Origin of the sequence: Mesorhizobium sp. M7A.F.Ca.MR.245.00.0.0 (assembly GCF_003997415.1) — a bacterium.
Classification (GTDB): domain Bacteria; phylum Pseudomonadota; class Alphaproteobacteria; order Rhizobiales; family Rhizobiaceae; genus Mesorhizobium.
This window is the reverse complement of the sequence record NZ_RZTE01000020.1, coordinates 82,005-94,499: the sequence shown is the minus strand read 5'-3', so window position 1 is coordinate 94,499 and position 12,495 is coordinate 82,005. Positions and strand designations below refer to the sequence as shown.

The window sequence follows — 12,495 nt, the reverse complement described above, 5'->3', positions numbered from 1 at the left end:
AATTGCGAACTTGCCAGCGAAACGCGCACTTGTCACTGTCACCGCTGCAATGCTGGCGAATGCCGTGGAATTTGCCTAGGATCAAGTGATTATTGTGGCAAGGGGGCTGCATGCAAGACGTTGATGTCGTCATCATCGGTGCCGGCTCGGCGGGTCTTGCCGCCGCCAGGACCCTGCAGGCCACGGGGCTTTCCTTCACGCTGCTCGAAGCGATGGACCGAATCGGCGGGCGAGCTTGGACCAGCGACCAGCATTTCGGCGTGCCTTTCGACATCGGCTGCGCCTGGCTGCATGCCGCCGACCGCAATCCCTATTTTCCCGAAGCCCAGGCGGCAGGCTGGACGTTGCATCATCACGACATGAACGTCGATCATCTCTACTACCGCGAGCGCAAGGCGAGCGAAGCGGAAGAAGCCGACATGAAGGCCGCCGACGCAAAGCTGTTCGAACTGCTGGCCAGGCATGAAGTGAAGGACGGAGATGACGATCGTCTTTCGGCGCTTTTGGCAAAAGGCCATGCGCCGCGCGCCGCCGCCACCTTCGCCGGGCCGATGGATTTCGGTGCCGACGAGGACGAAATCTCGATCCTGGACTTCCAGGCCGCGGCCGATCTCGACCCGAACTACTTCAGCAAGGAGGGCCTTGGCGCGCTGGTGGCGCGTTTCGGCGCCGGTGTGCCGGTCGAACTGTCGACGCCGGTGCGCAAGATCCTGTGGGACGTGCCCGGCGTCGCCTGCGTCACCGATCGCGGCACCGTCCGCGCCAAAGCGGTGATCGTGACCGCTTCGCCGGCGGTGCTCGCCTTCGAGGAGATCGCGTTCTCGCCGGCCCTGCCCGACACGCATTTCGGCGCCTTCTTCGACCTGCCGATGGGCATGCTGACCAAATTGCCAGTCGAAATATCGGGCACCAGGCTCGGGCTGCAGCCCTTCGACGACCTGCTGATCGAACGGATGGCCAGGCACGACATCTACTTCCTCTGCTTCCCGTTCGACCTTGACCTGATGGTCGGCTTCGTCGGCGGCGATTTCGCCTGGGAAATGTCGGCGGCCGGCGAGGCGGCCGGCATCGACTTCGTCGTCGACCGGCTGTGCGGCATCTTCGGCGGCGATACGCGCAAGCATGTCGGACGCGCCATGATGACCAATTGGGGCGGCGAGCGCTTCGTGCGCGGCGCATATGCCGCGGCCCGCCCCGGCCGTTCACTGGCGCGCGCCGCACTCATGCAGCCGGTGGCCGACAAGATCTTCTTCGCCGGCGAGCATCTGGCCGGCTCGCTGGTCCAGACCTGCGGCGGCGCACGGCTGTCGGGCGAGGCGGTGGCAAGGCAGGTTGTCGCCCAGCTTGCGGCCAAATAGCTTCAGGTAATGTGGAACACCGCGCGGCTGTTCGCGTTGGGCACGGGCCGCCGTGAACATTTGTGTCACCTCCGGTGAATTGAGACCGACATGAAACTCTTCGACTGCCCGCATTGCGGCCATCGCATCTATTTCGAGAACGCCCAGTGCCTGAACTGCGGGAACCCCGTGCTCTACGATCCCGAGCACGCCTGTTTTGCGCTGGCGGGCGTCGACGGCGTCTTCCAGTGCACCAACGCCGATGAATGCGCCTGCAACTGGATGGCGGAACCGGGTCACGCTTTTTGCCGCGCTTGCGTGCTGAACCAGCTGATCCCGGATCTCTCCGTCGACGGCAACCGCCGCCGCTGGATCCGTGTCGAAGCGGCGAAGAAGCGCGCCATCTACTCGCTGCTGGCCTTCGGGCTGCCGGTGGCGCCCAAGCAGAACCCGGCCGACGAGATCGGCCTGGCATTCGACTTCCTCGCCGATCCGATCGGCGGCGGCCCCGGCGGCGAGCGGATTCTTACCGGCCACGACAATGGCCTGATCACGCTCAACGTCGCCGAGGCGGATTCGGCCGAGCGCGAGAAGCGGCGCGTCGAGATGGGCGAGAACTACCGCACCTTGCTCGGTCATTTCCGCCACGAGCTCGGGCACTATTACTGGGACCGCCTCATCCGCGACGATCCGCACAGGCTCGAAGCTTTCCGCGCACTGTTCGGCGACGACCGCGCCGATTACGAACAGGCGCTGAAGGCCTATTATGCCAATGGTGCGCCGCCCGACTGGCAGCAAGGCCACATCTCGGCCTATGCGACCTCGCATCCATGGGAGGACTGGGCCGAGACCTGGGCTCATCACCTGCACATCACCGACACGCTGGAAATGGTGCACGCGCTGAACTTTCCGCTCGGCCGGCTGGAGACGGTGGAGGCCAACGACTTGCCGCGCGGCGACACAGGCGGCGGGTTGCAGGCCGCACCCTCGGAGCCGGCGACCGCGCCCGAGCCTTTCGAAAAGATCCTTCCCCGCTGGCTGGTGCTGTCGGAAGCCTCCAATTCGATCAACCGCTGCATGGGCCTGCCCGACCTCTACCCCTTTGTCATTTCGGACGTCACGGCACGGAAATTGGAATTCGTTCACGAACTTCTGACCGATTTGCCTGGAGAACACGGAACAAATCGTGAGTTGGCGCAGGCGCTTTAGCGGGAACGCATGAGCTGCTGCCCCGTTTTCGCTGGCGAGGGACTATGAAAACGGAGAGAAACCATGAAATCCCTGTTGTTTCCGGCGGTCGCCGGGATGCTGACCGTGATGTCGGGCGCCGCGCTTGCCGATACCGCCGTCTCAGCCGTCACCGATCTTAACGTGCGCGCCGGACCCGGCCCGCAATACCCTGTGATCGGCGTGCTCACCGCCGGCCAGTCGGCAACCCTCAATGGCTGCATCGAAAACAGCAAATGGTGCACCATAGCCGAGGCCGGCGGCCAGGGCTGGGTCTATTCAGACTATGTGACGGCCGATATCGGCGGCAGCCGCGTGGTGCTGACGCAACGGCGCGCCAGTGTTGCTGTCGTCTCGCCGCCGGAGGACATCGGCAACTACTCGACCGATTATACCGGCGCGATCGTTGCCGGTGAGCCGGTCGTGGATGACTTCCCCCCGCCCCCAGCTGAAGTCCGTACCTATGTCGACGCGCATCGCCTCGATCCCATCTATCTCGATGGCGAAGTGGTGACCGGCGCGACCCTGCCCGACACCGTCGAGCTGCGCGAGATTCCGGACTACAATTACCGCTATGTCTATGTGAACGGCCAGCGGGCGCTGATCGATCCGCAGACCCGGCGCATCATGTACGTCGTTCGCTGACGACAATCGGCACAAGCGGCCGCTGCGACAGCAGCGGCCGCAGGCGGCGCCGCCGCGCGGCGCTCTCCTGCGCCGACTTTGCTTGGCCTAGTCCTTTGCGAAAAACCATTCCGATTTTCCCGGCCATCGGTTAGTCAAATAGGCGATGACTTTGGCAAGGGAGCCCGCGTGACCATCGATCCGTCCGCCTTCGAGCGTTACAGGCATTCGCCGAACGCCAGGACGACCTTACCGCGCCTGTTGCTCGGAACGGGCATCGTGGTCCTTTTTTGGGCAGCAACCACCGTGGCCGTGCTGGTCGGCGGCACCTATGCCTTCATCGCCTGGCAGGCGACCCCATCATCCGGCATTCAGGGCTTCCTCGCTTCGCCCCTCGGCATCCTCACCGCGCTCGTCTCGTTCGCCGGCATCTGGATCGGCCTGTGGGTCGCGATGCGCTGGGTGCATGGCGAGAAGCTGTCGGCGCTGCTCGGCAACAGCCGACGAGTTTCATGGCCCGGCTTCCTCAAAGGGCTGATCGCGGTGCTGATCACGTCGTTCATATCCGAAGTCCTGCTCTATCTCTTGCAGCCGCAGATCACGCGTGGCCCGATCAGCCTGTCGTCCTGGCTGCTGTTTGCGATCCCGATCGCCGCGCTCACACTGTTGCAGACCTCTTCGGAAGAGCTGCTGTTTCGCGGCTATCTGCTGCGCGGTCTGGCCAACCGGTTCACGAGCCCGGTAATCTGGGCCCTGCTGCCGGCCCTGCTGTTCACCTCGCTGCATTGGAGCGCGAGTTCGTCGCCAGCCATCAATGCTTGCGTGCTGGCGTCGATCGCCGCTTTCGCGCTGCTGCTGACACTTGTCGTCTACGCAACCGGCAATCTCGGCGCCGCCCTGGGTGCTCATCTCGGCAACAACCTGACCGGGTTTCTCTTGATCTCGCATCAGGAAAGCTACAATTCCTTCGCCCTGTTCAACGCCAAGCCGCTCGAAGGGCCGGGCTGGGCGACGTCGGATGCGGTTCTCATCGCCTTCATCGGCATCGCCTGCAGCCTGCTGACCATCGTGCTGCTTCTACATCCGCGTTCGCCGCTCAGGGTCGCCGCCGAGCTTCCGGACCGGACGAGCACGGCGTGATTGCAGGCCCGGGAACGACGCAATCCGGTCTTTGTCTTGACTCCGTGTCCGATTTCCTGTCTACACGCCCCGAATTCCGCGACGAGTATCCCTCCGAGCAAGCCGACCAGGACGCCGAAACCTCTTGAGGTGAAGTGCTGTAAATCGATCCTGGAGGCCAACACCCGGCAGCGCTGAGCGCCCCCGGGTGCTTTTTGGTTTTGGCTTTTGGTTGGACACTGGGCGCGAACGCATTACCTCTCGGGCATCATCCGGATGCCAGGGAAAAGGAAAACGAATGTTTGAATCGCTACAGGAACGTCTTGGTTCGATCCTGAACGGCCTGACCGGCCGCGGCGCGCTGTCGGAGGCTGATGTCTCGGCAGCGCTGCGCGAGGTGCGCCGTGCGCTGCTCGAAGCAGACGTGGCGCTGGAAGTGGTGCGCTCCTTCACCGACAAGGTGCGCGAGAAGGCCGTCGGCGCTGCCGTGGTCAAGTCGATCAAGCCTGGCCAGATGGTCGTCAAGATCGTCCATGACGAACTGGTCGAGATGCTCGGCGCTGAAGGCGTCGCCATCGATCTCAATGCCCCGGCGCCGATCGTCATTATGGTGGTCGGCCTGCAGGGTTCCGGCAAGACGACCACTTCGGCCAAGATCGCCAAGCGTCTTTCCGAGCGTCAGAACAAGAAGGTCCTGATGGCCTCGCTCGACACGCGGCGCCCCGCCGCGCAGGAGCAGCTTCGCCAGCTCGGCGAACAGGTCAAGGTTGCCACGCTGCCGATCATCGACGGCCAGTCGCCGGTCGACATCGCCCGCCGCGCCGTGCAGGCGGCCAAGCTCGGCGGCCACGACATCGTCATCCTCGACACCGCCGGCCGCACCCATATCGACGAGCCGCTGATGGTCGAGATGGCCGACATCAAGAAGGTGTCGAGCCCGCACGAAATCCTGCTGGTCGCCGATTCGCTGACCGGCCAGGACGCAGTCAACCTGGCCAAGAGCTTCGACGAGCGCGTCGGCATCACCGGCCTCGTCCTGACCCGCATGGACGGCGACGGCCGTGGCGGTGCGGCTCTTTCGATGCGCGCCGTCACCGGCAAGCCGATCAAGCTGATCGGCACTGGCGAAAAGATGGACGGGCTGGAGGAATTCCACCCCAAGCGCATCGCCGACCGCATCCTCGGCATGGGCGACATTGTCTCGCTCGTCGAAAAGGCCGCCGAGAACATCGACGCCGAACAGGCGGCGGCGATGGCCAAGAAGATGCAGTCGGGCAAGTTCGACCTGAACGATCTCGCCGGTCAGCTTCAGCAGATGTCGAAGATGGGCGGCATGGGCGGCATCATGGGCATGATGCCCGGCATGGGCAAGATGAAGGACCAGATGGCCGCCGCCGGTCTCGACGACAAGATGTTCGGCCGCCAGCTCGCCATCATCTCGTCGATGACCAAGGCCGAGCGCGCCAATCCCGATTTGCTCAAGCATTCGCGCAAGAAGCGCATCGCCGCCGGTTCCGGCACCGACGCGGCCGAAATCAACAAGCTGCTCAAGATGCATCGCGGCATGGCCGACATGATGAAGGCGATGGGCGGCAAGGGCAAAGGCGGCGGCCTGATGCGCGGCATGATGGGCGGCCTCGCCTCCAAGATGGGCCTCGGCGGCATGATGCCCGGCGGTATGGGCGGCATGATGGGCGGCGGCATGCCGGACCTGTCGAAGATGGACCCCAAGCAGCTCGAGGCCTTGCAGAAGCAGGCACAGGCAGCCGGCCTTGGCGGCGGCATGAAAGGCCTTCCCGGCGGCGGTGGCCTGCCCAGCGGCATGCCAGGTCTGCCCGGCGGCATGAAACTCCCCGGGCTTCCCGGCCTCGGCGGTGGCGGGCTGCCCGGCCTTGGCAAGAAGAAGTGAGGACGCCATGAACGAAGAGAAGGACATGGCCGACGCCCGCGCTCTCCTGGCCGATTACCGCGCCTCGATCGACAACATCGACGCGGCCCTCATCCACATGCTGGCCGAGCGCTTCCGCTGCACCAAGGCGGTCGGTGTGCTGAAGGCGACGCATGGCCTGCCCCCGGCCGACCCGGCACGCGAGCAGCAGCAGATCGCCCGGCTTCGCCAGCTGGCGAAGGATGCCCATCTCGACCCGGATTTCGCGGAAAAATTCCTCAACTTCGTCGTCCGCGAAGTGATCCGCCACCACGAACAGATCGCCGCTTCCAACGGCGTGATGAAAGCCGGCTGAGAAACCAGCCACCAACCGACCAACCAAATCAGCCTTTTTAGGAGAAAATAAATGCCCTTGAAGATCCGACTGGCCCGTGCGGGCTCGAAGAAGCGTCCTTACTACCACGTCGTCATTGCCGACGCCCGTTCACCGCGTGACGGCCGGTTCATCGAGTCGATCGGCTCATGGAACCCGCTACTGCCCAAGGACGGCGAACGCGTCAAGGTCGACGCCGACCGCGTCAAGCATTGGCTGGCGCATGGCGCCCAGCCGACCGACCGCGTGCTGCGCTTCCTCGACGAGGCCGGCCTCGTCAAGCGCGACGCCCGTTCCAACCCGAAGAAGGCCGAGCCGGGCAAGAAGGCGCAGGAACGCGCTGCCCTTCTGAAGAAGGCGCAGGAAGATGCCGCTGCTGCTGTTGCGGCCGCCGCTGCTGCGCCGGCCGAGGCGGAAGCCGCCACCGCCGAATAATTGCTCTATTCGCATCCGGAAAAACGGCGGGCCATGTGCCCGCCGTTTTGCTGTCCAGTTCTGTCTGTAAGAGCTGCCGATCAATAACCGTCCGGGCAGCGGTCGACGTAGACGCGGCCACGGCGATCACGGTAGCGGCATTCGCCACGCTCGCTCGCCCGGCCGATCAGCGCGCCGGCAACGGCGCCGACAGCACCACCGACGACGGCGCCTTCAACCGGATCTCCGGCGACCGCCGCACCGACGGCAGCACCACCGAGACCGCCTACGGCCGCGCCTTTTTCCGTTTGCGAACAAGCGGCGAGCGGCACCAGCAGCGCCATCAAAAGCATCATTTTCTTCATCATCGTTCCTCTCCGATAGGAGCCGCCTCCGCCGCCAGGCGAATCTCTAACTCGCAACTCCGCGATTCGATCCCTGAGACATTGCCCGGCAAAGGGTTCAGGCTTTCAGCGGAAAGCGATGCTTCGATCTGGATCTAACGGCTGAACGGGATCAGCGCGCGGACCCTGGCATCGCGCAGATACAGGCCGCCCCACAGGATAATGCCGAGATAGACGCCGAACAGCATGTGCGAGAACAGCGGGTTGTCGACACGGACATTCGTGGCGATGGCGCCGCCCATATAGGCGGTGAGCAGGATGGCGCCGAGCACCGAGGTGCGCGGCAGTGCATAGAGAGCGGTCGAGATCAGGCCGATGACGCCCAGCATGCGCGCGACATTGGCATCGGCCGGCCAGCCGAGCGGCACCATCGTCTGGGTGACGACATCGAGCGGCGGCAGCTTGATGACGCCATCGAAAATCATGAACAGCACGATGACGCCGCTGAGCGCGCGGCCGGTCCATAAAGCGCCCGGCGAGACGGGCGCGATTTCGGAAATGCTCATGGTGGTCCCTCCTAGTGGTTCGAGCCCTTTTCGCTGGGGTCGAACCGAGGACGTGGCATGGGGCTGCGATCCGACAGAGGTCCGGATTGTTTTAAGCCCGCGCGCCTTCGCCTAGGAAAAATAAAACTTTTCCGCGGGGATCATCTTCGGCGGCGTTTCGCCCAGCGCTTCGAACACCGAGATTTCGCAGACACGGCAGAGGCCGTCGAGTGCAAGGTCGTTGGCCTCGGTGCCGAACGGATCCTCGAGCTCTTCCGAAAGCGCGTCGAGGCCGAAGAAGGTGTAGGCGATTAACGCCGTGAACAGCGGCGTTGCCCAACCGGTGGTCGAGATCAGGCCGATCGGCAGCAGCAGGCAGACGATGTAGGCCGTGCGATGCACCAGCAGCGTGTAGGCGAAAGGTAACGGCGTACCGGCGATCCGCTCGCAGCCGGCCTGGATGGCGGCGATCGACGCGAGCCTCTCATCGAGGATACGAAAGCCGATCGAGTCGACGTCGCCCGCCCGGCGTTGCGCATTGGCACGCCGGCCCATGCGCCTGACCATCTCATCCGCCGGATTGGAAAAGGCTGCGGTCTTGTCCGCCTCGTCGTCGATGAAGGCGCGGGCATCCTTCATGCTGTCGATCTTGCGCAACTGCCCGCGCAGGAAATGACAGAAGGCGAGCGCTTCCATCAGCAAGGCGCGCTGCTCGGTCTGGTCCGGGATGAGGCTGGTGGTGGCGCGTGCCAGGTTGCGCATTTCGAAGACCAGCGCGCCCCACAGCTTGCGCGCCTCCCACCAACGGTCGTAGGCGGCGTTGTTGCGGAACGAGAGATAGATCGACAATGTCACGCCGACGAGGCCGAAAGGCGTGATGTTGAAGACGCTGAAATCAAGCTGGAACCGGCGCGCCACGGCCAGGATGATCGCGGAATAGAGCGCGAAGCCCAATATCTGCGGCAGGATGCGTGGCACGACCGAACCGCGCATGATGAAGAACAGCTGCAGGAATGTGGGGCGCGGGCGAACGATCATCGAAGGCCTTTCACGGACCGGCATCGGCCCTCAGCTCCTCTATTGTGCGATGCGACAGGTCCGCAAGCCCAGCCGCCAGCGACATCGCCATGTCGTCCTTGCAGCGCCAGGACTATCGGCACGCGCCGGTCGCGGATATTGAAGAGCACGTGGGCTGCGGCCCATTTCTGCAGGCGAGAGAAACGAATGACCGGCGAGACCGATCTGAAGACACTGCTGGCATCGATGACGCCGGAACTGCTCGCCGGCACCTATGTCTTCGCCACACTGGCGCCTGGCGTCGCCCAGCCGGAGGGCCTCGAGCCGGTGATGGTGTTTCGCGAGCGCGAGGGCGTGACGCTGATCGTGACCGAGGAGGCGGCCAGCACTGCTGCACTGACCGCTTCGTTCCGCTGCCGGATGCTGACGCTGAACATCCATTCGTCGCTGGAAGCCGTCGGCTTCCTCGCCGCCATCACCGCGCGGCTCGCCGCCGCCGGCATGGGCGTCAATCCCGTCTCGGCCTTCTACCACGACCATCTGTTCGTCCCGGCCGACAGGGCGGAGGAAGCACTGGAGCTGTTGGTTGGGTTGGCGGCTGAGAATCGAAGCTGAGGCTGGTGCTGCCCCTCATCCCCCTGCCGGGACCTTCTCCCCGTGAACGGGGAGAAGGGAGCTAACGGCCAAAGGCCGAGCCCGCGGCCGCGGGCCGCCGATCGTTCGGCGCCCCCGCGGAGGGCCCGCCGCGGCAGCGGCGATACGGCCCGTGAGCGAAACCTAAACGGCCGTCAGGCCGCCTTCTTCTTCGGCTGGATCAGGCCGCGCTCGACCAGCAACTCGGCGATCTGCACCGCGTTCAGCGCCGCGCCCTTGCGCAGATTGTCGGAGACGATCCACATCGACAGGCCATTGTCGATGGTCGAATCCTCGCGGATGCGCGAGATGAAGGTGGCGTCTTCGCCGGCCGATTCCAGCGGCGTGATGTAGCCGCCGTCCTCGCGCTTGTCCAAGACCTGGCAGCCTGGGGCTTCACGCAGGATATCCCGCGCCTCGTCGGCGGTGATCGGCTTTTCGAACTCGATGTTGACCGCTTCCGAGTGGCCGATGAACACCGGCACGCGCACGCAGGTCGCCGTCAGCTTGATCTTGGGGTCGAGCATCTTCTTGGTCTCCGCGACCATCTTCCACTCTTCCTTGGTGGAGCCGTCGTCGAGGAAGACGTCGATGTGCGGGATGACGTTGAAGGCGATGCGCTTGGTGAACTTCTTGACCTCGACGCCATCGGCGACGAAGACCGCGCGGGTCTGCGTGAACAGCTCGTCCATGCCTTCCTTGCCGGCGCCGGATACCGATTGATAGGTGGCGACGACGACACGCTTGATGGTGGCGAAGTCATGCAGTGGCTTCAATGCCACCACCAGCTGCGCCGTCGAGCAGTTCGGGTTGGCGATGATGTTCTTGCGGGTGAACAGCGAGATCGCGTCCGGGTTCACTTCCGGCACGATCAGCGGCACGTCCTGGTCGTAGCGGAAGGCCGACGAATTATCGATGACGACGCAGCCCTGCTTGCCGATCTTCGGCGACCATTCCTTGGAGACGCTCCCGCCGGCCGACATGATGCAGATGTCGGTGTCGGAAAAATCATACTGGTCGAGCGTCTTCACCTTCAGCGTGCGGTCGCCGAACGACACTTCCGTGCCCTGGCTGCGCCGCGACGCCAGCGCCACGACTTCGCTTACCGGAAAGCCGCGCTCTTCCAGTATGTTGAGCATTTCCCGGCCCACATTGCCCGTGGCGCCGACGATCGCTACCTTGAAACTCATCGAAAAATCTCCTGTCCCTCTCCGCTTGGTTTTTGGAGAAACCCGCTGGCCGATGCGGGTTCCGTCCCCCGGGCCGAACCCGGGAGAGGGTGGTTAGGCCAAGGGAGTCACACCGTTTTGGTGGTGGTTTTGGCCATAGTTTTGCTGGAACGTGGGGACGCGCCGACGCGCCCGGCCCAATGATGTGCATTGAGGCTGGGGGCATCGAATGCAAGAAGAGCCATCAAAAGGCCGCGCATCGAAAAACGATCCCGTTCAAAGCGGGCTTTTACGCGGTTTGCGTCAAGAGTCAATTGCGATGAGCGTCCTGTTGCCCTGTACAATGGCGGCGGCACGAAGTACGAACGGCATGACCATCCGGCTCATGGAGCGTCCCGACGCCCGCCGAAGACAGGCCCATTGCTGGGCATATAAGAATCCGAATTCCGAAAGAGTGAGATGTCCAACTTCGAAGCACTTGTTCCAGCGCTTGCCAGGGCGCTGGAGAAACGCGGCTATTCCGAGCTGACGCCCGTCCAGAAAGCGGTCGTCGCGCCGGAACTCGGCGAGGCCGATGCGCTGGTTTCGGCGCAGACAGGCTCCGGCAAGACGGTGGCCTTCGGCCTCGCTCTGGCGCCGACCCTGCTTGAGGGCGCAGAGCGCTTTGGCCACGCGGCCGCGCCGCTGGCGCTGGCGGTGGCGCCGACGCGCGAACTCGCCTTGCAGGTGACGCGCGAACTGGAATGGCTCTACGAACTGACCGGCGCCACCGTGGCTTCCTGCGTCGGCGGCATGGACATGCGCTCGGAGCGGCGTGTTCTGGAGCGCGGCGCCCATATCGTCGTCGGCACGCCCGGCCGGCTGCGCGACCACATCACCCGGCGCTCGCTCGACATGTCGGCGCTGAAGGCGGTGGTGCTCGACGAGGCCGATGAGATGCTCGATCTGGGCTTTCGCGAAGACCTCGAATTCATCCTCGACGCCGCTCCGGCCGAACGCCGCACGCTGATGTTCTCGGCCACCGTGCCGCGCTCGATCGCCACGCTCGCCCAGGGCTACCAGCGCGATGCGGTGCGCATTTCGGCCGCCGGCGAGGAGAAGCAGCATCTCGACATCGAATACCGGGCGCTGAGCGTCGCCCAGCCCGACCGCGAGAACGCCATCATCAACGTGCTGCGCTATTACGAAGCCAAGAACGCGCTGGTGTTCTGCAACACGCGTGCCGCCGTCAATCATCTGACCGCGCGCTTCAACAACCGCAACTTCTCCGTCGTGGCGCTTTCGGGCGAGCTCAGCCAGAACGAGCGCAGCCATGCCTTGCAGGCAATGCGCGACGGCCGCGCAAAAGTCTGCATCGCCACCGATGTCGCGGCGCGCGGCATCGATCTGCCCAATCTCGAGCTGGTCATCCACGCCGATTTGCCGACCAATCCGGAAACGCTGCTACACCGCAGCGGCCGCACCGGTCGCGCCGGGCGCAAGGGCGTCAGCGCGCTGATCGTGCCCAACAGCGCCCGCAAGCGCACCGAGCGGCTGCTGCAGAACGCCGGCCTCAAGGCAACATGGGCGAGCCCGCCCTCGGCCGACGACGTGATGCGGCGCGACGACGAGCGCATCCTGGCCGATCCGGTTTTCGACGAGCCGGTGAAGGACGACGAACGCGGTTTCATCGACGCGCTCCTCGCCAGACATGGCGCCGAACAGGTGGCCGCTGCCTTCGTGCGCCAGTGCCGCGCCAGTCGCTCGGCGCCCGAAGACCTTATGGAGATCGCGCCGTTCACGCCGTCGCGTGAAAGACCGGCGGG

Annotated in this window: 13 protein-coding genes; 9 read left to right on the top strand and 4 right to left on the bottom strand. The window is 64.5% G+C overall.

What is annotated here, in order from left to right; genetic code table 11:
- The first annotated feature begins 110 nt into the window (after positions 1 to 110).
- The 7 genes from EOB80_RS20480 (at position 111) to rpsP (ending at position 7,003) form a co-directional block, all read left to right on the top strand.
- Positions 111 to 1,358 (top strand): NAD(P)/FAD-dependent oxidoreductase, encoded by a 1,248-nt coding sequence (locus tag EOB80_RS20480; RefSeq protein WP_127329333.1) that lies wholly within the window; start codon positions 111 to 113, stop codon positions 1,356 to 1,358.
- Positions 1,359 to 1,448: 90 nt separating this feature from the next.
- Positions 1,449 to 2,546: a putative zinc-binding metallopeptidase gene (locus EOB80_RS20475; RefSeq protein ID WP_127329331.1), complete on the top strand. Its 1,098-nt coding sequence runs from the start codon at positions 1,449 to 1,451 to the stop codon at positions 2,544 to 2,546.
- Between the two features lie 63 nt (positions 2,547 to 2,609).
- The gene (locus EOB80_RS20470; protein ID WP_127329329.1) at positions 2,610 to 3,209 is read left to right on the top strand and encodes a DUF1236 domain-containing protein; all 600 of its coding nucleotides are present in this window, start codon (positions 2,610 to 2,612) and stop codon (positions 3,207 to 3,209) included.
- Positions 3,210 to 3,377: 168 nt separating this feature from the next.
- Positions 3,378 to 4,328 carry a type II CAAX endopeptidase family protein gene (locus tag EOB80_RS20465; protein WP_127329327.1) on the top strand — a complete coding sequence of 317 codons (951 nt, stop codon included), beginning with the start codon at positions 3,378 to 3,380 and terminating at the stop codon, positions 4,326 to 4,328.
- Positions 4,329 to 4,605: 277 nt separating this feature from the next.
- Positions 4,606 to 6,216 (top strand): signal recognition particle protein, encoded by a 1,611-nt coding sequence (ffh, locus tag EOB80_RS20460; protein ID WP_127329325.1) that lies wholly within the window; start codon positions 4,606 to 4,608, stop codon positions 6,214 to 6,216.
- A 7-nt stretch (positions 6,217 to 6,223) separates the two neighbouring features.
- Positions 6,224 to 6,550 (top strand): chorismate mutase, encoded by a 327-nt coding sequence (locus EOB80_RS20455; RefSeq protein ID WP_023811329.1) that lies wholly within the window; start codon positions 6,224 to 6,226, stop codon positions 6,548 to 6,550.
- Between the two features lie 51 nt (positions 6,551 to 6,601).
- Positions 6,602 to 7,003, top strand: coding sequence for a 30S ribosomal protein S16 (gene rpsP, locus EOB80_RS20450; RefSeq protein WP_013528800.1), 402 nt, complete (start codon positions 6,602 to 6,604; stop codon positions 7,001 to 7,003).
- Positions 7,004 to 7,083: 80 nt separating this feature from the next.
- Here rpsP and EOB80_RS20445 read toward each other — a convergent pair whose 3' ends face one another.
- From EOB80_RS20445 to EOB80_RS20435, 3 genes are all read right to left on the bottom strand, one after another.
- A complete protein-coding gene (locus EOB80_RS20445; RefSeq protein ID WP_127271330.1) occupies positions 7,084 to 7,347 on the bottom strand; it encodes a glycine zipper domain-containing protein in 264 nt (87 codons plus the stop codon).
- A gap of 134 nt (positions 7,348 to 7,481) precedes the next feature.
- A complete protein-coding gene (locus EOB80_RS20440) occupies positions 7,482 to 7,892 on the bottom strand; it encodes a DoxX family protein (protein ID WP_127329323.1) in 411 nt (136 codons plus the stop codon).
- 111 nt (positions 7,893 to 8,003) lie between these two features.
- Positions 8,004 to 8,933: a bestrophin family ion channel gene (locus EOB80_RS20435; RefSeq protein ID WP_245466404.1), complete on the bottom strand. Its 930-nt coding sequence runs from the start codon at positions 8,931 to 8,933 to the stop codon at positions 8,004 to 8,006.
- Between the two features lie 162 nt (positions 8,934 to 9,095).
- Here EOB80_RS20435 and EOB80_RS20430 point away from each other — a divergent pair, with 162 nt between their 5' ends.
- Positions 9,096 to 9,503, top strand: a complete 408-nt coding sequence (locus tag EOB80_RS20430) for an ACT domain-containing protein (protein ID WP_127329321.1) — start codon at positions 9,096 to 9,098, stop codon at positions 9,501 to 9,503.
- A 173-nt stretch (positions 9,504 to 9,676) separates the two neighbouring features.
- Here the strand turns inward: EOB80_RS20430 and EOB80_RS20425 are convergent, their stop codons facing one another.
- Positions 9,677 to 10,711: an aspartate-semialdehyde dehydrogenase gene (locus tag EOB80_RS20425; protein ID WP_023814446.1), complete on the bottom strand. Its 1,035-nt coding sequence runs from the start codon at positions 10,709 to 10,711 to the stop codon at positions 9,677 to 9,679.
- 438 nt (positions 10,712 to 11,149) lie between these two features.
- Between EOB80_RS20425 and EOB80_RS20415 the strand changes: the two genes are divergently transcribed.
- The coding region (locus EOB80_RS20415) for a DEAD/DEAH box helicase (RefSeq protein WP_245466403.1) at positions 11,150 to 12,495 on the top strand (1,346 nt) is incomplete at its 3' end.